The following is a 21,234-nucleotide window of genomic DNA, read 5'->3' as shown; positions in this document are numbered from 1 at the left end:
CCGCTGGAAGCTGATGACCTCTCAAAGCAGCTTGAGGTGGGGGACATTGACCAGTCAGAACCTGCACATCGGTCCGGACGCGGCAGCCGACCGGTACCGCCTGCTCCGCTCGATCGGGCGCGGCGGGGAGGCCGTGCTCTATCTCGCCGAGATCGAACTCGCCGGCGGATCCGAACCCGTGGTCGTCAAAGTGCTCGACTCCAAGACGACCATCACCCCGGACGTCTTCGACCGGATCAGCCAGAAGTGGAACGAACAGGCCGAGCTGCTGCGGTTCGTCCACCGACCCGGTGTCGTGGGCGTGCGCGAGCACTTCGAGGGACCGCCGATCCACCGGCCCGGGGAGTCCTCGACCCTGACCGGACGGGCGCTCGTCCTCGTCATGAACCACGTCGACGGGCTCGACCTGCGCGACTGGCGGGCCGAACGCACGCTGGCCACGGCTGCCGAGCGGCGCGAGGTGATGCGCACGCTGGAGCAGCTGGCCGACGTACTGGACTGGCTGCACTCGGGGAAGGCCACCCCGTCCGGGCGCCAGGTCGTCCACGGCGACCTGTCCCCCGGCAACGTGATGGTCGACGCCTACGGGCAGGCGACCCTGGTGGACTTCGGCCTCAGCAAGCTGACCGCCGACCACCAGACGGCCGAGGTCTGGTTCACCCCGGGCTACGCGGCGCCCGAGGTCTTCGACGGCAAGCGGACCCCGGGCACGGACCGGTACGCCTTCGGGGCCATCGCGTACTTCCTGCTCAGCGGGGAGTCCCCGCCCGCCACACCGGAGCAGCTGGCGCAGGCGCTGGCCGCGCTGCCGCAGATCGCCGTGCTGGACGCCGAGCAGCGGGCGCGCATCACCGCGATCTGCTCGGCCGACCCGGGGAAGCGGCCGGTGCTCCTGGCCGGCTGGATGAAGGACATCCGCCACGCGGTGGTGTCCACGACCACGGCCACCTCGCAGCGCGCCGCCCAGGAGGCTCCGCCCCGGCCGGCCGCACCGCCACCGCCGGTGGTCGCGCCGCAGGTGGCCGCGCCGCAGGTCGCCGCGCCGCCGGCGGTCCCGCCGCAGCCGGTCACGCCGCCGCCCACGGGAGCGCCGGTGACGGCGCCGCCGCCCGGGTACGCCCCGGCCGCGCCGCCGGTCCAGCCGCTCGAAGCCGCCACGACGGGACCTGCCACCGCTCCCGTCACCGCTCCCGCCCCGCAGCCGGAGCCGTCGGCGGTGCCCGCCGGGTACGGGCCGACGTACAACCTGAACCCGGCACCCGCCCCGGCTCCCGCCCCCGGGCCCGTAGTCCCGAAGAAGAAGCGGCGGACCGGCCTGGTCGTGGGCTCGGTGGCCGGGGTGCTCGTCCTCGCCGCGCTCGCGGTGGCCGGCGTACAGCTGCTGAAGGACAAGGACCAGGGGCCGGACCGGGCGGCCGGGAGCGACAAGCCGGCCGGGGCGGCGAGCTCCGCCGCCCCCGACCTGCCGACCCCGTCCGCCTCCGCGTCCCCCGGCCCGTCCGGGACCGGCGCCGACGCGCCCCTGACCCAGCCCACCGGCACGGCCTCCAAGCCTCCCGGGGGCGTCGCTCCGGGCGTCAACGCCGCCGATCTGACCGTCATGAGCGCCGTCGACGGACTGGGTGACTTCGTCGTCGGGGCAGCGAAGATCAACACCAAGCAGTACGGCGCCGCGTTCATCGCCGACCTGGGCTGCAACGGCGACGCGATCGCGGAGTTCGACCTCAACCGTGAGTGGAAGTACCTGGACTTCACGGCCGGGATCGACGACGGCTCCAGCCATGAGAAGGGCCGGGTCACCATCGCGCTCGACGGCCAGCCCGCCGCCTTCTCCGAGCTGGTCACGCTGGGCAATCCGATCACCAAGAGAGTGGAGGTCAACGGCGCCCTGCGCCTGCGGCTCAAGGTGGAGGCCGGCTGCGACGTCGGCAAGGTGGTCATCGCCGGGCCGCAGCTGACGCGCTGACGCCAGAGCGGTCCGCTCACGGGGGCCGCGGACCGCGCGCCCGCCGTGCGCGGTCACCCCGCACCCGGTCTGAACGACGACGGCCCCGCACCGGGAAGTCCGGTGCGGGGCCGTCGTACGAAAGGAGGCTTACTCGGAGACGCCCAGGCGCTCCAGGATGAGCTCCTTGACGCGCGCCGCGTCGGCCTGGCCACGGGTGGTCTTCATGACCGCTCCGACCAGGGCGCCCACCGCGGCGATCTTGCCGCCGCGGATCTTGTCCGCGATGGCCGCGTTGCCCGCGATGGCCTCGTCCACGGCCGCGCCGAGCGCGCCCTCGTCGGAGACGACCTTCAGGCCGCGCTTCTCGACGACCTCGTCCGGGGTGCCCTCGCCGGCGAGGACGCCTTCGAGGACCTTGCGGGCCAGCTTGTCGTTGAGCGAACCGTCGGCGACCAGGGCCGCGACCCGGGCCACCTGGGCCGGGGTGATCGGCAGCTCGTCGACGACGACGCCCTGCTCGTTGGCGTTGCGGGCCAGCTCGCCCATCCACCACTTGCGCGCGGCCGTCGAGTCGGCACCGGCCTCGATCGTGGCGACGATGGAGTCCACCGCACCCGCGTTGAGGATCGACTGCATGTCGTGCTCGGTGACGTCCCACTCCTCGCGGAGCCGGTTGCGGCGCACGCGCGGCATCTCGGGCAGACCGCCGCGCAGCTCCTCGACCCACTCGCGGGACGGGGCGACGGGGACCAGGTCGGGCTCCGGGAAGTACCGGTAGTCCTCGGCGTTGTCCTTGATGCGGCCGGCGGTGGTGGAGCCGTCCTCCTCGTGGAAGTGCCGGGTCTCCTGCACGATCGAGCCGCCCGACGAGAGCACCGCCGCGTGGCGCTGGATCTCGAAGCGGGCCGCGCGCTCCACGGAACGCAGGGAGTTGACGTTCTTGGTCTCCGAACGCGTGCCGAACTCGGACTCCGGGGTCGGACGCAGCGACAGGTTCACGTCGCAGCGCATCTGGCCCTTGTCCATGCGGGCCTCGGAGACGCCGAGCGCCTTGATGACCTCGCGCAGCTCCGCGACGTACGCCTTGGCGACCTCGGGGGCCCGCTCGCCCGCGCCCTCGATGGGCTTGGTGACGATCTCGATGAGCGGGATGCCGGCCCGGTTGTAGTCCAGCAGGGAGTGGGACGCGCCGTGGATACGGCCGGTGGCGCCGCCGACGTGCAGCGACTTGCCGGTGTCCTCCTCCATGTGGGCGCGCTCGATCTCCACGCGGAAGATCTCGCCGTCCTCCAGCTGGACGTCCAGGAAGCCGTTGAAGGCGATGGGCTCGTCGTACTGGGAGGTCTGGAAGTTCTTCGGCATGTCCGGATAGAAGTAGTTCTTCCGGGCGAAGCGGCACCACTCGGCGATCTCGCAGTTCAGCGCGAGACCGATCTTGATGGCCGACTCGACGCCGATGGCGTTGACGACCGGCAGCGAGCCGGGCAGACCGAGGCAGGTCGGGCAGGTCTGCGAGTTGGGCTCGGCGCCCAGCTCGGTGGAGCAGCCGCAGAACATCTTGGTCTTGGTGCCGAGCTCGACATGGACCTCAAGGCCCATGACGGGGTCGTACGAGGCGAGAGCGTCCTCGTACGAGAGCAGTTCGGTGAAGGTGGTCACGGTGAAACTTTCCCTCTCAGCCCAGCAGGACGTCGTCGTCGCCCAGGCGCTTCAGCTCGCGGTACAGGATCGCGAGGCCGGTGACGATGGCGGCGGCGGACACGGCGGCGTCGACCAGCTTCAGCACGTCGTGCTCGCTGCGGGCCTTCTTGACCTGCTTGATCACGCTGATGGCGCCGAAGGCGGTGGTGCCGATCGACAGGTACGTGCCGGTCTTGGACTTCTTGAAGCCCTTGGCCTTGGTCAGTGCACTGGTGCTCACAGCGACGGTGCCTCCTCAAGCAGCGGGTGACCCCAGCGCGCGACGAAGGCCGCCTCCACGGCGGCACCGACCTTGTAGAGCCGGTCGTCCTTCATCGCCGGGGCGATGATCTGGAGCCCGACCGGGAGACCGTCCTCCGGTGCCAGGCCGCAGGGGAGCGACATGGCGGAGTTGCCGGCCAGGTTGGTCGGGATGGTGCACAGGTCCGCGAGGTACATGGCGAGCGGGTCGTCGGTGCGCTCGCCGATGGGGAAGGCGGTGGTCGGGGTCGTCGGGGAGACGATCACGTCGACCTTCTCGAAGGACTTCTCGAAGTCCTGCGTGATGAGCGTGCGGACCTTCTGGGCCGAGCCGTAGTACGCGTCGTAGTAGCCGGAGCTGAGCGCGTAGGTGCCGAGGATGATGCGGCGCTTGACCTCGTCGCCGAAGCCGGCCTCGCGGGTCAGGGCGGTGACGTCCTCGGCGGACTTCGTGCCGTCGTCGCCGACGCGCAGGCCGTAGCGCATGGCGTCGAAGCGGGCCAGGTTGGAGGAGCACTCGGACGGCGCGATCAGGTAGTACGCGGCCATCGCGAGGTCGAAGGACGGGCAGTCCAGCTCGACGATCTCGGCGCCGAGCTCCTTGAGGAGCTCCACCGACTCGTTGAAGCGCTGGACGACACCGGCCTGGTAGCCCTCGCCGGCGAACTGCTTGACCACACCGACGCGCATCCCGGCGACGGAGCCGTTGCGGGCGGCCTCGACGACCGGCGGGACCGGGGCGTCGATGGAGGTGGAGTCGAGCGGGTCGTGCCCGGCGATGACCTCGTGCAGGAGGGCCGCGTCCAGGACCGTACGGGCGCAGGGCCCGCCCTGGTCGAGGGAGGAGGAGAAGGCGACCATGCCGTAGCGGGAGACACCGCCGTACGTGGGCTTCACGCCGACCGTGCCGGTGACGGCGGCGGGCTGGCGGATGGAGCCGCCGGTGTCCGTGCCGATCGCGAGCGGGGCCTGGAAGGCGGCGAGGGCCGCCGCGGAGCCGCCGCCGGAGCCGCCGGGGATCCGGGTGAGGTCCCAGGGGTTGCCGGTGGGGCCGTAGGCGCTGTTCTCGGTGGAGGACCCCATGGCGAACTCGTCCATGTTGGTCTTGCCGAGGATGACGACGCCGGCTTCCTTCAGCTTGCGCGTCAGGGTGGCGTCGTAGGGCGGGATCCAGCCTTCGAGGATCTTCGAACCGACGGTGGTCGGGACCCCGACGGTGGTGAAGATGTCCTTGAGGGCGAGGGGCACGCCGGCCAGCGGGCCGAGCTTCTCGCCGGCCGCGCGCTTGGCGTCGACGGCGCGGGCCTGGGCGAGCGCACCCTCGCGGTCCACGTGCAGGAAGGCGTTGACCTTCTCGTCGGTGGCGTCGATGCGGGCCAGGTGGGCCTCGGTCACCTCGACGGCCGTGAGCTCGCCGGAGGCGATCTTCTCGGCGGTCTGGGCGGCCGTGAGCTTGATGATGTCGACCATGGTTGTTAGTCCTCCCCCAGGATCTGCGGCACCTTGAAACGCTGCTGCTCCTGGGCGGGAGCACCGGAGAGCGCCTGCTCGGGGGTGAGCGACGGACGGACCTCGTCCGCGCGCATGACGTTCGTCAGCGGCAGCGGGTGGGAGGTCGGCGGGACGTCTTGGTCGGCGACCTCGGAGACGCGGGCGACCGCGCCGATGATGTCGCCGAGCTGTCCGGCGAAGTGATCCAGCTCGTTGCTGGACAGCTCAAGGCGCGCCAGCCGAGCGAGGTGGACGACCTCCTCGCGCGTAATGCCAGGCATGCAGCGATCCTCTGGGGGTGGGTGGATGTTTCGTTTCGGACCCAATCCTATGGGGCGCGGCGGCCGGCCTGCGAAACGGTTTGGCCCGGGCAGCTGCTCGGAGCCGTCGGCGCCGCCCGGACCCGCGCCTCCGACGCCGGCGGGGCTCGAAGATCCGGGGCTCCGCCCCGAACCCCGCGCCTCGAACGCCGGCGGGGCTGGTGGTGCCGGCGTTCGAGGCCCGGGGTCTGGGGCGGAGCCCCGGCAGCGGCGCCGCGCCCGACCCGGCCGGCGCCGGTCAGACCGCGTCGGCCTCGGCCGCGGCCAGCTCGGCCGTGATGTCCGCCGGGCGGCGCCAGCCGCGCTCGCCGCGGGCCAGCAGCCAGGCGGTGGCCTCCTGCGGCGGCATGGCGGCGGCGACGAGCCAGCCCTGGACGGCGTCGCAGCCCAGGTCCCGCAGCCGCTCCCAGGTCTCGTCGTCCTCGACGCCCTCCGCCACGACCAGCAGGCCCAGCGAGTGCGCGAGGTCCACCGTGCAGCGGACGATCTCCGCGTCCTGCGTGTCGACCGCCAGCCGGCCGACGAACGAGCGGTCGATCTTCAGCTCGCTGACCGGCAGGCGGCGCAGGTGGACGAGCGAGGAGTAGCCGGTGCCGAAGTCGTCCAGGGACATCTTCACGCCGTGGCCGGTGAGCCCGGCCATGGTGTCGGCCGCCCGCTGGGGGTCCTCCAGCAGGACGTGTTCCGTTATCTCCAGCTGCAGCCCGCTCGCCGGGACCCCGTGGCGGGCCAGTCGGGCGGCGACCGCGCCCGCGAAACCCGGGGTGTGGACGTCGCGGGGCGACACGTTGACCGCCACCGGGACCTTGAGGCCCTGGGCCCGCCACCGCGCCACCTGGGCGAGGGCCGTCTCCAGTACGTACTCCGTCAGGTGCGGCATCAGCCCGGAGGTCTCGGCGATCGCGATGAACTCGTCCGGGGACACCCTGCCGCGTTCCGGGTGCACCCAGCGCACCAGGGCTTCCAACCCGGCGACCTGGCCGTCGAAGCGGACCTTCGGCTGGTAGTGGAGTTCCACTTCGCCGGCGTCGAGGGCTCTGCGGAGGTCGCCGAGCAGGCCCAGGCGGTCGGGGGTGTTGCTGTCCCGCTTGGACTCGTACACCTCGACGCCCGTCCGGTCGCGCTTCGCCTGGTACATCGCCACGTCCGCGCGCCGCAGCAGGCCCTCCGCGTCGAGCGCGTGGTCGGGGAAGACGGCGAGGCCCGCGCTGGCCTCCAGGACGAGCGTGAGGCCGTCCAGGTCGAGGGGGGAGCTGAGCTCCGCGACCAGGTTGCGGGCGATGCGCTGGGCGCTGGTGGTGGAGTCCGCGAAGGGGAGCAGGACCGCGAACTCGTCGCCGCCGAGGCGCGCGGCCTCGGCGTCCTCGGGCAGCGCCTGGCGCAGCCGCTCGGCGATCTGGAGCAGCAGCCGGTCGCCCGCCAGGTGTCCCAGGGTGTCGTTGACCGCCCGGAAGCGGTCCAGGTCGATGAGCACGAGGGCGGCCCGCGTGCCGGAACGTTCGGCCTCGTCCAGGGCGGACCACGCCCGCTCCAGCAGCCACTGCCGGTTGGGCAGCCCGGTCAGCGGGTCCCGCAGCTGTTCCTCGGCGCGCGCCCGGGCGATCCACAGGGTGGAGTCCAAGGCGATCAGCGGTACGGCGAACAGCGGCAGCAGCACCGGCAGGCTGACGGCGACGACGCAGATCAGGGGGGCGATGCCGAGCAGTGCCACCGCGACTAAGGCCTGCCGGAGCAGGGCGGTGCGGGCGACGGTGGGCAGGCCGTCACCGCGCGGGGCCAGCGCGACCCAGAGCAGGAACCGGGTGGCGAGCAGGTAGGCGACGGCGACGAGGACGATCTCGGGGATCGCCTCCAGCCCCCACGAGGTCGGGGGCCAGGGGGTCTCGACGGAGGGCACCTCGCCGAACGCGGCGAGTACGAGGGCGCCGGCTCCGATGCCGAGGATGTCCACGGAACCGTGCAGCAGCCCCTGCCGCCAGCGGTGCCGGCGCGCGGCCCCGACCAGGGAGACCACGGCCAGCGAGACCAGTCCGGCGGGGACCCATCCGTAGAGGATGAGCACGCCGAGGGTGAGCGCGGCGCCCGATCCGGTGCCGCCCCACCAGCGGTCGCGGCCGAGGGCGACGAGGTGGCCGACGATGATGCCGGTGAGGAGGGCCAGCGCCCAGCCGACCGGCCCGCCGGGGAACAGGGCATGACGGCCGCTCAGCGCGGAGACGATGCCGATGGTGAGCACCGTGACGGCGAGGCCCACGACGAGGAAGGGCAGCACACCGCGCCGCTCCTGCCCGCCCGCAGCGGTGTGGACCGGTCGGGTCTCCGGAGGCCTGGCACCCAGGACCCCGGGCCTGCCCGCCCTGCCCGCCCGCATGGACGGGAGTTCCCCGCCGAATTCAGGTGACGGGTCGGCGCTTTCGGTGGGTTTCATGCCCGTACCTCTCACAGCCGGCGATGCCGATGTCACGCGATGGCCCCGATGTCATGCCACCACGGCCGAATCGCATCCTGCGGCCGTGCACGACAGGCGCACCCCTCAACAGTAGGACGCGCGAGGCTCCCAGGGGCAGCGGTCGGCAGTGGTTGCCCGAATGCGACCCAGCCATCCTCATCAGTACGGTATCCGCCGAACGGGTGAGTTTGGACCGGGACCCCCCTGTCACCCGTCCGATGATCCGACAGCTCACCGCCCTGCGACCAGCCTTGTACCGGCCGTTTACCACCCTTCGCCGCGCCTGGCGTGCGCCCGCCCGTACGGCCGCACGCCACGCATCCGTTCGCCTTCGCTACTCCCCCTCGGCGATTCGCCCGGTCGCCACTACTGCGCTCCGCCCTCGCCGTCCACCGGGAGCGCGACCGCCCGCGCCGCGTCCGGACCCTGCTCCAGCAGCACGGCGAACCCGGCGTCGTCGAGGACGGCGAGTTTCAGCTGCATCGCCTTGTCGTACTTCGAGCCGGGGTTGTCCCCGACCACGACGAAGGAGGTCTTCTTCGAGACGGAGCCGGTGACCTTGGCGCCGCGGCTCTGCAGGGCCTCCTTCGCGCCGTCCCGCGTGTGGCTCTGCAAAGTGCCGGTGACGACGACGGTCAGCCCCTCCAGCGGCCGCGGCCCCTCCTCCTCGGCGGAACCTTCCTCCTCCATCCGCACCCCGGCCTCCCGCCACTTGCGCAGGATCTCCTGGTGCCAGTCGACGGCGAACCACTCCTTGAGCGAGGCGGCGATGATCGCGCCGACGCCGTCGGTGGCGGTCAGCTCCTCCTCGGTGGCCTGCTCGATGCGCTCGATCGACCGGAACTCGCGCGCGAGGGCCTCGGCGGCGACCGGTCCGACATGACGGATCGACAGGCCGTTGATGATGCGGGCGAGCGGGCGCTCCTTGGCGGCGGCGATGTGCTCCAGCATGGCCAGGGCGTTCTTCTTCGGCTCGCCCTTCTGGTTGGCGAAGACCGTGACGATCTTCTCCTCGCCCGTCTTCGGGTCCCGCTTGGGCAGCCCGCTGTCCGGGTCGAGGACGTACGCCTTGATGGGCAGCAGCTGCTCGATGGTCAGGCCGAAGAGATCGCCCTCGTCCAGCAGCGGCGGCTCGGCCGGCTCCAGCGGGCCGGTCAGCGCGGCCGCCGCGACCATGCCGAAGTTCTCGATGTCCAGGGACTGCCGGCCGGCCAGATAGGCGACCCGCTCGCGCAACTGCGCCGGACAGCTGCGGGCATTGGGGCACCGGACGTCGATGTCCCCCTCCTTCATGGGCCGCAGCTCCGCCCCGCAGGCGGGGCAGAGCGCCGGCATCACGAACTCCCGCTCGCTGCCGTCGCGCAGGTCCACCACCGGGCCGAGGATCTCGGGGATGACGTCGCCCGCCTTGCGCAGGACGACGGTGTCCCCGATGAGGACCCCCTTGGCCTTGACGACCTCCTGGTTGTGCAGGGTCGCGAACTCCACCTCGGAGCCCGCCACCGTCACCGGCTCCACCTGCGCGTACGGGGTCACCCGGCCGGTGCGGCCGACGCCGACCTTGATGTCGATCAGCTTGGTGTTGACCTCTTCGGGCGCGTACTTCCAGGCGATCGCCCAGCGCGGGGCGCGCGCGGTGGAGCCGAGCCGGCCCTGGAGGGCGATCTCGTCGAGCTTGACGACCACGCCGTCGATCTCGTGCTCCACGGAGTGCCGGTTCACGCCGAAGTCCCGGATGAAGTCACGGACCTCGGCGAGCGTGGCGACCACCTTGTTGTGCTGCGCGGTGGGCAGGCCCCACTCGTGCAGCAGCTCGTACGCCTGCGACTGGCGCTCGATCTCGAAGCCCTCGCGGGCGCCGATGCCGTGCACGACCATGTGCAGCGGGCGGCTCGCCGTGACCTTGGGGTCCTTCTGCCGCAGCGAACCGGCCGCCGCGTTGCGCGGGTTGGCGAAGGGCTTGCCCTCCGCCTCCACCAGCCGGGCGTTGAGCTCCTCGAACTTCTCCATCGGGAAGTAGACCTCGCCGCGGATCTCGACCAGGGCCGGGATCCGGTCGCCCTTCAGCCGGTCCGGGATCTCGGCGATGGTGCGGACGTTGGGCGTGATGTCCTCACCGGTGCGGCCGTCGCCGCGGGTGGCCGCCCGGGTGAGACGGCCGTTCTCGTAGGTGAGGTTGACGGCGAGGCCGTCCACCTTGAGCTCGCACAGGTAGTGGTAGTCCGAGGTGTTCACGTCCCGCGCCACCCGCTCGGCCCAGGCGGACAGTTCCTCGTCGTCGAAGGCGTTGTCGAGGGAGAGCATCCGCTCCCGGTGCTCGACGGAGGCGAAGTCCGTCTCGTACGCCCCGGCCACCTTCTGCGTGGGCGAGTCGGGCGTACGGAGCTCCGGGTACTGCTCCTCCAGCGCCTCCAGCGAGCGCAGCAGCTGGTCGAACTCGGCGTCGCTGACGACCGGCTGGTCGTTCACGTAGTACCGGAAGCGGTGCTCCTCGACCTGCTCGGCCAGCAGCTGGTGCTGCTCACGCACCGCCGCCGGTACTGCCGTGTCCTGCTGTTCGGCTGCCATGCCGTGTCCTCCCGTGGCCCGTCCTCGACCGTCACTCAGGGTTGTCGGCGAGCGACCTCGCCGCCCTGACGCAATGCGCCTGCACCGCGCGGGCGTAGGCGGGCGAAGCGCCCGCCAGACCGCACGACGGGGTGACCACGACGGACTCCGCCAGAGTCCCCGGGGCCAGCCCCAGCCTGCGCCAAAGCTTCCTGACACCCATGACGCTACCGCCCGGGTCCGACAACGGGGCGTCCGTGCCGGGCACCACTCCGGCGAAGAGTTTCGTGCCGCCTTCGACCGCCTCCCCGATGGCGTCGTCCTCGCGCTCGGTGAGCAGCGAGAAATCGAACGACACCCCCGTGGCGCCGGCCCTGCGGAGCAGGCCGAAGGGGACCTCGGGTGCGCAGGAGTGCACCACGACCTCCCCTTCGTGGACGGCGAACAGGTCGCGCAGCGCGCCCTCGACCACCTGCCGGTCGACGGCGCGGTAGGTGCGGTAGCCGCTCGCCGAGCGGACCCGGCCGAGCAGTACGGCCGTCAGGGAGGGCTCGTCGAGCTGCAGCACGACCTCCGCCCCCGGAACGCGTTTGCGCACGTCGGCCAGGTGCTCGCGCAGGCCCTCGGCGAGCGATCCGGCCAGGTCCCGGCAGGCTCCGGCGTCCTGGAGCATGGCCTCGCCGCCGTGCAGTTCCAGCGCGGCGGCCAGCGTCCACGGCCCGACGGCCTGGACCTTGAGCTTCCCCGCGTACCCCTGGGTGAACTCCTCCAGCGCGTCCAGGTCCTCGCCCAGCCAGGAGCGGGCCCGCTTCGTGTCCCGTCCCGGGCGGTCGCTGATCCGCCAGCCGCTGGGCTCGACGTGGGCGTACATGTCGACCAGCAGCCCGAGGGACCGGCCGATCATGTCGGCGCCGGGTCCGCGGGCGGGCAGCTCGGCGAGGTAGGGGAACTCCTCGAAGGAGCCGGTGACGGTCTTCGCGGCCTCGCGGGCGTCTCCGCCGGGCAGCGATCCGACGCCGGTGGCGCCGGCGCTCATCGGCCCGGCCGGACGCTCAGGTCGTTGACCTCGGCGTCGCGTGGCAGGTCCACGGCCATGACGATCGTGGTCGCCACGGACTCGGGGTCGATCCAGGCGGCCGGGTCGTACTCCTTGCCCTCCTGCGAGTGCACCTTGGCCTGCATGGGGCTGGCGGTGCGGCCCGGGTAGACGGAGGTGACGCGGATGCCGTTGGCCCGCTCCTCGCCGCGCAGCGAGTCGGCGAGCGCCTTGAGCCCGTGCTTGGAGGCGGCGTACGCGCTCCAGTCGGGGTGGGCGGTGAGGCCGGCGCCCGAGTTCACGAACACGACGGTGGCCTTGGAGGCGCGCAGGGTGGGCAGCAGCAGCCGGGTGACCTCGGCGGGGGCGATCAGGTTCACGTTGAGCTGCTGGTGCCAGGTCTTGGGCCGGAGCTCGCCGACCGGCCCGAGGTCGACGATCCCGGCGATGTGCAGCAGGGAGTCGATCCGCTCCGGGAGGGCCTGCTTGGAGAACGCCCACGACAGCCGGTCGGGGTCGGCGAGGTCGCCCACGAGGGACGTGGCGCCGGGGTAGCGGCCGACGAGCTCGCGGGCCCGGCCGGCGTCCCGGGCGAGGAGGACGAGGTCGTCGCCGCGGGCGTGCAGCCGGGCCGCGACGGCGGCGCCGATGCCGGAGCCGGCACCGGTGATCAAGTGAGTAGCCATACCGCCCATGCTCGCACCCCCGGGCGGGCGCGGGGGCCGAAGGCCGAGGTCAGGTGCCGACGGCAGCCTGCCGGTACGCCGCCTCGATCCGGGCCCGCACGTCGCCCCGCGACCCGCCCGGGCTCCGGTGAGGGCGTCCCGTCCGCGCGCCGGGAGGTCAGCCGGCTGCGGCGGCCCGCCGGGACCGTCGGACGACCTCCCGGGCCAGGGCCGCCCTCCGCGCGGTGACGGCGGGCGGGAAGCCGGTGCCGATGACCATGCGCGGGTGCGCGGCCGCGAGCTGTGCCCGCCGGTCCTCGCGCGGCTCGGCCCAGCGCTCCAGCGCCTCGTCGCGTACGGCGTCCAGCGCGGCCGCCGGGTCGGCGGCGGGCGGAACGAACAGGCCGGGTGCCCGCCGGGCGTGCTCGCTCCAGCGGTCGGCCCAGAACTCCACGGTCCAGCCGGGCCAGCGGGCGGCCATGCGTCCGGCGTGCGGCACGATCCCGGTCAGCCACCAGCCGACCGTGCGGGCCACGGGGTCGACGTGGACGCCGGCTTCGGCGCGCCCCGCGTACGCGGCGTGGCCGGGGGCGGCCGCGAGCCGGTCGAGGAGGGCCGGGCCCTCGGCCACGGGATGGTCGTCGATGTGGGCGAGGACGTGGCAGCGGCCGGATCCGACCGTGACGACGGCGGCCATCGGGTCGGGGTCGGCCAGCTCCTCGTCGTCGGCCTCCAGGGCGGGGCCGGGGTACAGGGTGTCGCGTACGTGTCCCGGGTCCAGGCCGACGTGGGTGCGCAGGCCGCTCTGGCCGTCGTACATCCAGCGGAGCTCCCATCCGGGCCAGGCGGGCCCGAGCAGCCGCCACCAGGCGGCGCGGGTGCGCATGGCCACCGACGGGCCTTCCTGGGCGAAGACCAGGAGCAGTCGGCGGGAGGGGTCGATCAGGGCGCCCGCTTCGCACATGTCGTCGTCGTACCAGGGGCCCTCCTCGACCCGGTGACCGAGGACGAAGGGCAGGACCGCGTCCGGGCCGCCGAGCAGGTCGAGGTCGAGGCCGACGGCGCCGAACGAGGAGCCCCGGCACTCGTACCCCTCGGCGCCCGCGATCACGAAGGTGGCGCGGTTGCCCATCAGAGGCCGGCTTGGGCGCGCAGGGCGGCGGCCGTCTTCGAGGCGTCGTAGCCGGCCTGGACGCCCTCGACGAGGACGACCTCGCCGGCCATGTGGTCGGTGCGCAGCGGGAGGATGGCCTGGTAGGCGTCGGAGGCGTACCAGGCGCGGGCGCTCTCGATGTCCGGGAAACCGATCATGACGATCGTGCCGGGGAAGGGGCCCTCCAGGACCTCGACCTCCGTGCCGTGGACGAGGAAGCGCCCGCCGAAGGGGTCCAGGGTCGACTGCATCGTCTCGATGTACCGGAGGATGTCCTCGTTCATGGTCTCGGGACGGATGTGGGCGATGGCGTACGCGGTCATGGTCTGCTCCCCCTGTGAACCCTGTGAACCCTGTGAACCGGCCCGCCGGTGCGGGCCGTTGATCCGATCCTGCCAGGGTGTGGGCCCGGTGGCGATTACCCCGCAGGTCATGCCGGTGCGGGCTGGAAGGTGCGCCGGTAGGCGATCGGGGAGACACCGAGCGTGGAACGCATGTGCTGGCGCAGGGAGTTCGCCGAACCGAAGCCGGCCCGGTGGGCCACCAGGTCGACCGGGAGATCGCTGGACTCCAGCAGGTGCCGGGCCAGTTCGAGGCGTTGTGCGGTGAGCCACTGGACCGGCGTCATGCCGACCTCGTCGCGGAACCGGCGGGTGAAGGTGCGCAGGCTCATCCGGGCGTGCGCGGCCAGTTCGGCCAGGGTGACCGGTTCGGCGAGGCGCTCCAGGGCCCAGGCGCGGGTGGCGGTGGTGGTGGCGACGGTCGGCTCGGGAACGGGGCGGTCGATGTACTGGGCCTGGCCGCCGTCGCGCCAGGGCGGCACGACGCACATGCGCGCGGCCCGGTTGGTGACGGCGACGCCGTGGTCGCGGCGGATCATGTGCAGGCACAGGTCGACCCCGGCGGAGACGCCGGCCGAGGTCAGGACGTCGCCGTCGTCGACGAAGAGCACGTCCTCGTCGATGCGCACCCTCGGGTAGGCGCGGCGGAACTCCCGGGCGAGGTTCCAGTGGGTGGTCGCCGGCCGGTCGTCGAGCAGGCCGGCGGCGGCGAGCACGTAGGACCCGGTGCAGATCGACACGAGGCGGGTGCCGGGACGGATGCGGGCGATGGCCCCGGCGACCGCGGGCGGCAGCGGCCCGCCGAGGGCCAGCTCCGGCATGGCGTGGGTGGGCGGGACGATCACCGTGTCGGCTGCGGCGAGGGCCTCGGGGCCGGCGGCGGGCTGGAGGGTGAAGCCGGAGTCGCTGAGCACGGGGGCTCCGTCGGCGGTGCAGACGACGACCTCGTAGAGGTCCTCGCCGGCCTCGCCCACCGCGGCGCCGAAGACCCGGGAGGGAATGCCCAGCTCGAACGGGGGGAAGCCCGGCAGGGCGAGCACCGCGACGAGGTGGCGTCCGCCCGTGCCGCTCCCGGGGCGGGCCGTGCGTTCGGTGTCCTGCCACATCTCGCTCATGGCCAGATCCTGTCACATAGTGGCCAAACGGCCAACACCGCCGGGGGGTGCCCTGCCCGAATCTGGGACACGTCGCCGGGAAACGACCCGGATCCCGACACCTGCGGATGGAATGAGGCGGACAGAAATGCGCGCGATCGTCGTGAACGAGTGGGGCGGCCCGGAGAACCTGGTCGAGCGGGAGATCGACCGGCCCGAGCCCGGACTGGGCGAGGTCCTCGTCCGGGTCCACGCGGCCGGCGTCAACCCGGTCGACTGGAAGACCCGGGACAGCGGTGCGCTCATCGCCTGGGGCGAGCACCCGATCGTCGGCTGGGACGTCTCCGGCACCGTCGAGGCGGTCGGCCCCGGCGTGACGCTCCACTCGCCCGGTGACGAGGTGTACGGCATGCCGCACTTCCCGCGGCAGGCGGGCGGCTACGCCGAGTACGTGACCGCCCCCGCCCGGCACTTCGCCCCCAAGCCGGCCGCGCTGGACCACGTGGGGGCCGCGGCGCTGCCGCTGGCCGCGCTGACCGCCTGGCAGGCCCTGGTGGACACGGCCGGGGTCGGCGCCGGGCAGCGGGTGCTGGTGCACGCGGCGGCCGGCGGGGTGGGCCACCTGGCGGTGCAGATCGCCAAGGCGCGCGGCGCGTACGTGATCGGCACGGCGAGCGCGGGCAAGCACGCGCTGCTGCGCGAGCTCGGCGCCGACGAGGTGATCGACTACCGCACCACCGACTTCGAGGACGCCGTCGCCGACGTGGACGTCGTGATCGACGCCATCGGCGGGGACTACACGCTCCGCTCGCTGAAGGTCCTCAAGGCCGGCGGCCACCTCGTGACCCTGCCCGGCCCCGACTCCCTGCCGGCCGACCCGCAGGGCGTGCACGCCTCCTGGGTCCTGGTGGAGCCGGACCTGGGCGGCCTGCGGGAGATCGCGGCGCTCGTCGAGCAGGGTCTGCTGAAGCCGCTGGTCGACACGGTGCTGCCGCTGGAGCAGGCCGCGAAGGCCCACGAGATCGGCGAGCAGGGCCGCACCACCGGCAAGATCGTCCTGACGGTCGCCTGAGAACGGGACGCCGCGGACCCGTCCCGGCGCCGTGCCCGCCGCGTTCCGCCCGCCGCCCCGGCCCGACGACCGGGGACCGCGGGCGGGGCGGGCGTCCGCGTCCGTCGGGCCACCCCGCGCGCCCTCGCCCCGGCCCGTCGGTACAGACTCCCGCCATGGAGCATTCGCAGCGACACATGTACGAGATGGTCGACGCGCTCGTCCGGGCCGGCGGCCGTTTCCGCCCGCGTCCGACCCCGCTGGGCGACGACGCGTTCTGGCCGACCAAGACCGACCAGCGGTGCTCCATGGAGACGCCGATCGACTTCGCGGTGGCCAGGTCGGTACCGGGTCAGCCCGCGGACCTCGGCTTCGACGAGGACGACGACATGATCTCCTGCGGACTGTGCTGGGCGACGATCACGGGCGCGAACCACCGTCCCGGGACGACGTGGGGTGCACCGGGCGGGTGACCCTTCCGCCGGTGCGCCCGCCGCGCAGGTGGCGCTGGAGGCGGGCGTGGCGGAACTGGTAGACGGCCCCGACCTGGCGCAGGACGCCCCGCCGGTAGGCGTCCTCCAGGAAGGCGACCGTCGCCCAGGGGAGGCGGCCGGTCAGGGGCAGCCAGATCCGGGCCAGGAGCACCCACTGGCCCCAGGCGGTGAACGCCAGGGCGTAGGAGAGCGCACCGGCCACCCCGCCCACGGCGCCGAGCGCGAGCCCGTCGGCCATCGGCCAGGTCAGGGGGCCGACGACACCCTGGAGCAGCTCGGTCATGAGCCGGCCGCCGAAGGCGATCACCAGGGTCAGCATCGGCGCGAGGAAGAGCGCCTGGCGCACGACGATGCTGCGGTTGACGGCCAGCAGGTCCGTCGGGGTGGCGGCACGGCCGAGGTCGATGGGGGTCTCCAGGGCGGCCACCAGCCCGAGTACGAGGCCGCCCGCCAGGGCGAACGTGAGCCCGTACATGAGGCAGTTGACCGCCGTCGCCTCGATCACCGCGGCGTTGAGCAGCACCCCGCCGTAGGTCAGCCGCGCGCCCACGGTGAAGGCGATCCCGCACCCGAGGCCCATCACGAGGCCGCCCAGGAGTCCGGCCGGGACCAGGGTGGCGAACCTGCGGGAGGTCGGTCCGGCGCCCCGTCCGCGGCGGCCGGGCAGCCGCATCCGCACCCGGGACGGCTCGAACGCCCGGATCCCGAGCACGGCCATGAGCCCGTGGACCAGCCCGAAGGCGAGGCCGACGGCGGGGCCGAACAGCAGCGCGTCCAGCAGGCCCGTACCCAGGGCGAACGCGGCGCCGCGGCCCGCGGCCAGGTTCTTGGCCGGGAAGACGAGCCAGTCGGCGACGGCGGTGACCAGGGAGCAGGCGAGGACGACGGCCAGGATCCGCGAGGACGGCGGCAGCGAGTCGCGCAGCTGCCACCACGCGAGGTCCTGGCCCGCGCGGCGCCCGGGCCGGTCCAGGTGGTCGGCGAGGTGGCCCAGGTAGCGCCGGGCGCGGTACGGGTCCCATGTACGCGGTCCGCGCCCGCGTCGGGCACCCGGGACGGCCACGGGCAGGGACCGGTAGACGCTCGGTACGAACCCGGCCAGCAGATGCTCCTCGATGGCCTCGGGGGTCGGGAAGCGGGCCTCGTCCAGCAGCTCCGCCGGATCCTGGGCCGGGGTGTCGCTGTAGGCGGTCCGGGCGAGCAGGACCATCAGCGGGGTGCTCAGCACGGCCCTGAGCCGGGTGCCCGGCCCGTCGCCCGGGCCGGTGCGCAGCCGCTCCAGGACGGGGTCCCACCCGGTGGCGGCCCGGCCGCCCGGGCCGTCGCGGCGCTCCGGGCCCGCCCCGCCGGCCGGCGCGCCCGGGCGAGCGGTGCGGGGCAGGTAGTGGACCAGGTCGTCGGCGTCCAGGTCCAGCAGCTCGATGCCCGCGGTCCGGCGGAGCACCTCCACCCCGACGGCCTCGGTGAACTGCTCGGTGCGGCTGGTCAGCAGCAGCGGCAGGGAGCTCGCGTTGAGTTCGCGCAGGGCGACGCCGAGCAGCCCGGTGGCCATCTCGTCGAATCCGTCCAGGACCGGCAGGATCCATCCGGCGTCCACCAGGGCGGCGGCGAGGGTCGAACCGCCGGGGGCGAGCGCGCCGAGGTTCGGGTGGTCGCGCAGCAGGCGGGCGATCAGCCAGTCGCGCAGGGCGGTGCCGGTCGGGTCCCACGATCCCATGCTGAAGACCACGGGCACGGGTTCGGCGTCGGAGCGCGCCGCGAGGTGGTCGAGGACGAACCGCAGGACGAGGACGGTCTTGCCGGAGCCGGCCCGGCCGAGCACCACCAGCCGCCCGGAGCGGACGCGCCGGTAGACGTCGGCGATGTCCGTGAGGCCGCCGTCCAGGGACAGCGGGCCGAGGGCGGCCCCGGGCGGGGTGCCGCGGATGTTGTCCCAGTGGTCCATCAGGTCGGCGGGGGCCGAGCGCCAGCGCACGGGCAGCGGGAACGGGTCGTGGACGCGGCGCTGTTCCTCCTCGCGGATGCAGCGGCCGTAGACGTCGTGGGCGAGCGACCCGGCGGCCTCGGCCAGGGTGCCCCGGGACGTCGGCAGGGTGCGGTGCGGCACCGGACGGTCCGGACGGTCCGGTTCGGGCGCCCGTTCAAGCGCCGCCGCCCCCTCGGCCGCCGCCAGCTCGGCCGCTTCCTCCTCCGCCGTCTCCTTCTGCTGCGGCGCCGGAGCGGGAGCGGGAGCGGCGGCGCGCGGGTCCTGCCCGGCGGCGGCTCCGTTGCCGCGGTGGGCTGCCAGCAGGTCCGTCCAGAGCGCGTCCCGGTCGCGCTTCAGCTCGTCGGCCAGCGCGTGCGCGACCTGCCTCACCGTTCCCATCCGCGCGTCGGTGGGTTTGCCGGTCTCCAGCCGGTGGATGGTGCGGACCCCGAGCCGGGACCGCTCGGCCAACTGCTCCTGCGTCATCCCCGCCTCGTGCCGCAACCCGCGGAGCAACGCACCGAACCGGCTGCCCACTTGCCCGCCCTTCCCCCTCGACGACGACCCTGCCACTTGGGTCCGATGTCCTCCCGGATCCCGGTCAAACCACGGGGTACCGCCGACCGGCCACATATGGCCGGTTGCGGGCATGGTCCCCCGACCAGCGCGAACACCACGATGAGTGCCGGCCGCCGCACCCGACGCGGTGCCCGCCTTGACCCAAGGGGAGTCGACTCGTATGTCCACCAGGAAGCCGCGCAGGTTCGCCCGCCGCCTCAAGTCCGTCGTCGCGTCGACGGTCCTCCTGCTCGCCGGGGCCGTGGCCGCGCCGAGCACCGCGCACGCCGCTCCGGCGAACCACTACTACATCCAGATCGGCGGTACGGGGGCGGCCGCGGACGCCCCCGGCTGCACCACGAGCTTCGACGCCGCGAACCGGCATCTGGACGGGGGCATCGCGATTCCGGTCTGCTACGTCGCCAGCGGCGGCCCGTTCGTCGGCAGCCACAACGAACAGCCGGCCCCCTTCGCGCCGAGCTTCGGCGACAGCGTCAACCAGGGCTACTGGAACGCCAGGGCCGCTCTGGAGAACGCCTACCGGGCCGACCCGTCCGCGACCTTCACGATCGCCGGCTACTCCCAGGGCGCCTGGGTCGCCGACCTGTTGCTCCAGACGATCGCCGGCAACGGCACCGAGGTGCCGCGCGACCGGGTCGACGGCATGCTCTACTCCGACCCGATGCAGCCCGGAACCGGTTTCTGGCGCCTGGTCCCCCAGGGGGTCCTCGTCCCGTTCGTGGCGTACTCCCCCGGCACCGGGCCGGAGGTGTTCCCCGGTGTCCCGGTCCAGCGCCACTGCATCAGGACCGACGGGGTCTGTGACGCGACGTCCCTGGACTCCTTCCCCGGCTTCCTCCAGCAGCACCCGCGCTACTTCCGGGAGGGCGAGATCATCGCGAGCACCCTCGCCCGGCACGGCGGCAGCGGGACCGTCTGGTACCCGGCCGTCTGATCCGGACGGCATGACACCGCGGCCCGCCCGGGGGACGGGCCGCGGTGTCGTGCCGTGCTCGCGGGGTACTGCTCAGACGGTGGCGGCGGCCCGCGTCGTCGTGGCGATGGTGGCCGAGCCGACCACGCGGGTGCCGTCGTAGAGCACGATCGCCTGGCCGGGGGCCACGCCCCGGACCGGCTCGGTGAAGGAGACGCGCAGCTCGCCGTCCACGACCTCGGCGAAGACCTCGGTCTCGCCGCCGTGGGCGCGCAGCTGGGCGGTGTAGGTGCCGGGGGCGGCGGCCACGGCTCCGCACCAGCGGGGACGGATCGCGGTGAGGGCGGTGACGTCGAGGGCCTCGACGGGGCCGACGGTGACGGTGTTGTTCACCGGGGAGATGTCGAGGACGTAGCGCGGCTTGCCGTCGGGGGCCGGGTGGCCGATGCGCAGGCCCTTGCGCTGGCCGATGGTGAAGCCGAAGGCGCCGTCGTGGGTGCCGACCTTCTCGCCGGTCGCCTCGTCGACGATGTCGCCCTCGGCCTTGCCGAGGCGGTTCGCGAGGAAGCCCTGGGTGTCGCCGTCGGCGATGAAGCAGATGTCGTGGCTGTCGGGCTTCTTCGCGACGGCCAGCCCCCGCTCCTCGGCCTCGGCGCGGATCTCTTCCTTGGTGGTGAGGGTGTCGCCGAGCGGGAAGAGGGCGTGGGCGAGCTGCTTCTCGTCGAGGACGCCTAGGACGTACGACTGGTCCTTGGCCATGTCGGAGGCGCGGTGCAGCTCGCGGGAGCCGTCCCCGTTGAGCACGACGGTCGCGTAGTGCCCGGTGCAGACGGCGTCGAAGCCGAGCGCGAGGGCCTTGTCGAGCAGCGCCGCGAACTTGATCTTCTCGTTGCAGCGCAGGCACGGGTTCGGGGTGCGCCCGGCCTCGTACTCGGAGATGAAGTCCTCGACGACGTCCTCGCGGAAGCGCTCGGCGAGGTCCCAGACGTAGAACGGGATGCCGATGACGTCCGCGGCCCGGCGGGCGTCGCGGGAGTCCTCGATGGTGCAGCAGCCGCGGGCGCCGGTCCGGAAGGACTGGGGGTTCGCGGAGAGCGCGAGGTGGACGCCGGTCACGTCGTGCCCGGCTTCGACCGCGCGGGCGGCGGCGACGGCGGAGTCCACGCCCCCGGACATGGCGGCCAGGACGCGAAGGGGACGGGCGGTGCGCGGGAGGTTCTCAGTCATAGCACCGTCCAGAGTACGG

At 73.3% G+C, this 21,234-nt stretch carries 17 protein-coding genes; 4 read left to right on the top strand and 13 right to left on the bottom strand.

Going from position 1 to position 21,234, the window contains the following annotated elements; all coding sequences use genetic code 11:
* Positions 1 to 46 precede the first annotated feature (46 nt).
* Positions 47 to 1,966 carry a protein kinase domain-containing protein gene (locus DEJ51_RS23610; RefSeq protein ID WP_223835944.1) on the top strand — a complete coding sequence of 640 codons (1,920 nt, stop codon included), beginning with the start codon at positions 47 to 49 and terminating at the stop codon, positions 1,964 to 1,966.
* A 129-nt stretch (positions 1,967 to 2,095) separates the two neighbouring features.
* Here the strand turns inward: DEJ51_RS23610 and gatB are convergent, their stop codons facing one another.
* The 11 genes from gatB to DEJ51_RS23555 form a co-directional block, all read right to left on the bottom strand.
* A complete protein-coding gene (gene gatB / locus DEJ51_RS23605; protein ID WP_150259575.1) occupies positions 2,096 to 3,607 on the bottom strand; it encodes an Asp-tRNA(Asn)/Glu-tRNA(Gln) amidotransferase subunit GatB in 1,512 nt (503 codons plus the stop codon).
* Between the two features lie 16 nt (positions 3,608 to 3,623).
* A complete protein-coding gene (locus DEJ51_RS23600; protein WP_030010588.1) occupies positions 3,624 to 3,869 on the bottom strand; it encodes a hypothetical protein in 246 nt (81 codons plus the stop codon).
* Positions 3,866 to 5,359, bottom strand: coding sequence for an Asp-tRNA(Asn)/Glu-tRNA(Gln) amidotransferase subunit GatA (gatA, locus tag DEJ51_RS23595; RefSeq protein ID WP_150259573.1), 1,494 nt, complete (start codon positions 5,357 to 5,359; stop codon positions 3,866 to 3,868). The genes DEJ51_RS23600 and gatA overlap by 4 nt, the downstream gene beginning before the upstream one ends.
* A 5-nt stretch (positions 5,360 to 5,364) precedes the next feature.
* Entirely contained in the window at positions 5,365 to 5,661 is a 297-nt protein-coding gene (gatC, locus tag DEJ51_RS23590) for an Asp-tRNA(Asn)/Glu-tRNA(Gln) amidotransferase subunit GatC (protein WP_030010586.1), read from the bottom strand.
* Between the two features lie 277 nt (positions 5,662 to 5,938).
* Entirely contained in the window at positions 5,939 to 8,128 is a 2,190-nt protein-coding gene (locus tag DEJ51_RS23585) for a bifunctional diguanylate cyclase/phosphodiesterase (RefSeq protein WP_223835943.1), read from the bottom strand.
* 387 nt (positions 8,129 to 8,515) lie between these two features.
* Positions 8,516 to 10,717, bottom strand: a complete 2,202-nt coding sequence (gene ligA / locus DEJ51_RS23580) for an NAD-dependent DNA ligase LigA (protein WP_150259569.1) — start codon at positions 10,715 to 10,717, stop codon at positions 8,516 to 8,518.
* A 31-nt stretch (positions 10,718 to 10,748) separates the two neighbouring features.
* Positions 10,749 to 11,732, bottom strand: coding sequence for a methionine synthase (locus DEJ51_RS23575; RefSeq protein ID WP_150259567.1), 984 nt, complete (start codon positions 11,730 to 11,732; stop codon positions 10,749 to 10,751).
* Complete coding sequence (locus DEJ51_RS23570; RefSeq protein ID WP_190620588.1) at positions 11,729 to 12,418, bottom strand: SDR family oxidoreductase; 690 nt, start codon at positions 12,416 to 12,418, stop codon at positions 11,729 to 11,731. The genes DEJ51_RS23575 and DEJ51_RS23570 overlap by 4 nt, the downstream gene beginning before the upstream one ends.
* A gap of 157 nt (positions 12,419 to 12,575) precedes the next feature.
* Positions 12,576 to 13,529: a hypothetical protein gene (locus DEJ51_RS23565; RefSeq protein ID WP_150259564.1), complete on the bottom strand. Its 954-nt coding sequence runs from the start codon at positions 13,527 to 13,529 to the stop codon at positions 12,576 to 12,578.
* On the bottom strand, positions 13,529 to 13,873 hold the full coding sequence (locus DEJ51_RS23560; protein WP_150259562.1) for a DUF1330 domain-containing protein: 345 nt from the start codon (positions 13,871 to 13,873) through the stop codon (positions 13,529 to 13,531). Before DEJ51_RS23560 ends, DEJ51_RS23565 begins: the two co-directional genes overlap by 1 nt.
* Before the next feature lie 107 nt (positions 13,874 to 13,980).
* Entirely contained in the window at positions 13,981 to 14,997 is a 1,017-nt protein-coding gene (locus DEJ51_RS23555; protein ID WP_150262103.1) for a GlxA family transcriptional regulator, read from the bottom strand.
* Between the two features lie 136 nt (positions 14,998 to 15,133).
* Between DEJ51_RS23555 and DEJ51_RS23550 the strand changes: the two genes are divergently transcribed.
* Both DEJ51_RS23550 and DEJ51_RS23545 read left to right on the top strand, forming a co-directional pair.
* Entirely contained in the window at positions 15,134 to 16,057 is a 924-nt protein-coding gene (locus tag DEJ51_RS23550) for an NADP-dependent oxidoreductase (protein WP_150259560.1), read from the top strand.
* 155 nt (positions 16,058 to 16,212) lie between these two features.
* On the top strand, positions 16,213 to 16,509 hold the full coding sequence (locus DEJ51_RS23545; RefSeq protein WP_150259558.1) for a hypothetical protein: 297 nt from the start codon (positions 16,213 to 16,215) through the stop codon (positions 16,507 to 16,509).
* Here DEJ51_RS23545 and DEJ51_RS23540 read toward each other — a convergent pair.
* The gene (locus DEJ51_RS23540) at positions 16,457 to 19,033 is read right to left on the bottom strand and encodes a helix-turn-helix domain-containing protein (RefSeq protein WP_150259556.1); all 2,577 of its coding nucleotides are present in this window, start codon (positions 19,031 to 19,033) and stop codon (positions 16,457 to 16,459) included. The genes DEJ51_RS23545 and DEJ51_RS23540 overlap by 53 nt on opposite strands.
* 202 nt (positions 19,034 to 19,235) lie before the next feature.
* Between DEJ51_RS23540 and DEJ51_RS23535 the strand changes: the two genes are divergently transcribed.
* Complete coding sequence (locus DEJ51_RS23535; RefSeq protein ID WP_150259554.1) at positions 19,236 to 20,009, top strand: PE-PPE domain-containing protein; 774 nt, start codon at positions 19,236 to 19,238, stop codon at positions 20,007 to 20,009.
* 72 nt (positions 20,010 to 20,081) lie between these two features.
* Here DEJ51_RS23535 and mnmA read toward each other — a convergent pair whose 3' ends face one another.
* Entirely contained in the window at positions 20,082 to 21,215 is a 1,134-nt protein-coding gene (mnmA, locus tag DEJ51_RS23530; protein ID WP_150259551.1) for a tRNA 2-thiouridine(34) synthase MnmA, read from the bottom strand.
* Positions 21,216 to 21,234 lie beyond the last annotated feature (19 nt).

This window comes from Streptomyces venezuelae (genome assembly GCF_008642275.1).
Taxonomy (GTDB): Bacteria; Actinomycetota; Actinomycetes; order Streptomycetales; family Streptomycetaceae; genus Streptomyces; species Streptomyces venezuelae_E.
The sequence above is the reverse complement of the archived record's forward strand: the minus strand, read 5'-3'. Positions and strand labels throughout refer to the sequence as shown.

What these genes read in the sequence shown, in the direction of transcription:
- DEJ51_RS23565 (WP_150259564.1), bottom strand. Translation starts at nt 13,529, where the DNA reads ATGGGCAACCGCGCCACCTTCGTGATCGCGGGCGCCGAGGGGTACGAG.
- gatA (WP_150259573.1), bottom strand. Translation starts at nt 5,359, where the DNA reads ATGGTCGACATCATCAAGCTCACGGCCGCCCAGACCGCCGAGAAGATC.
- mnmA (WP_150259551.1), bottom strand. Translation starts at nt 21,215, where the DNA reads ATGACTGAGAACCTCCCGCGCACCGCCCGTCCCCTTCGCGTCCTGGCC.
- DEJ51_RS23535 (WP_150259554.1), top strand. Translation starts at nt 19,236, where the DNA reads ATGTCCACCAGGAAGCCGCGCAGGTTCGCCCGCCGCCTCAAGTCCGTC.
- DEJ51_RS23575 (WP_150259567.1), bottom strand. Translation starts at nt 11,732, where the DNA reads ATGAGCGCCGGCGCCACCGGCGTCGGATCGCTGCCCGGCGGAGACGCC.
- DEJ51_RS23570 (WP_190620588.1), bottom strand. Translation starts at nt 12,418, where the DNA reads ATGGCTACTCACTTGATCACCGGTGCCGGCTCCGGCATCGGCGCCGCC.
- gatC (WP_030010586.1), bottom strand. Translation starts at nt 5,661, where the DNA reads ATGCCTGGCATTACGCGCGAGGAGGTCGTCCACCTCGCTCGGCTGGCG.
- DEJ51_RS23550 (WP_150259560.1), top strand. Translation starts at nt 15,134, where the DNA reads ATGCGCGCGATCGTCGTGAACGAGTGGGGCGGCCCGGAGAACCTGGTC.
- ligA (WP_150259569.1), bottom strand. Translation starts at nt 10,717, where the DNA reads ATGGCAGCCGAACAGCAGGACACGGCAGTACCGGCGGCGGTGCGTGAG.
- DEJ51_RS23560 (WP_150259562.1), bottom strand. Translation starts at nt 13,873, where the DNA reads ATGACCGCGTACGCCATCGCCCACATCCGTCCCGAGACCATGAACGAG.
- DEJ51_RS23555 (WP_150262103.1), bottom strand. Translation starts at nt 14,997, where the DNA reads ATGTGGCAGGACACCGAACGCACGGCCCGCCCCGGGAGCGGCACGGGC.
- DEJ51_RS23545 (WP_150259558.1), top strand. Translation starts at nt 16,213, where the DNA reads ATGGAGCATTCGCAGCGACACATGTACGAGATGGTCGACGCGCTCGTC.
- DEJ51_RS23585 (WP_223835943.1), bottom strand. Translation starts at nt 8,128, where the DNA reads ATGAAACCCACCGAAAGCGCCGACCCGTCACCTGAATTCGGCGGGGAA.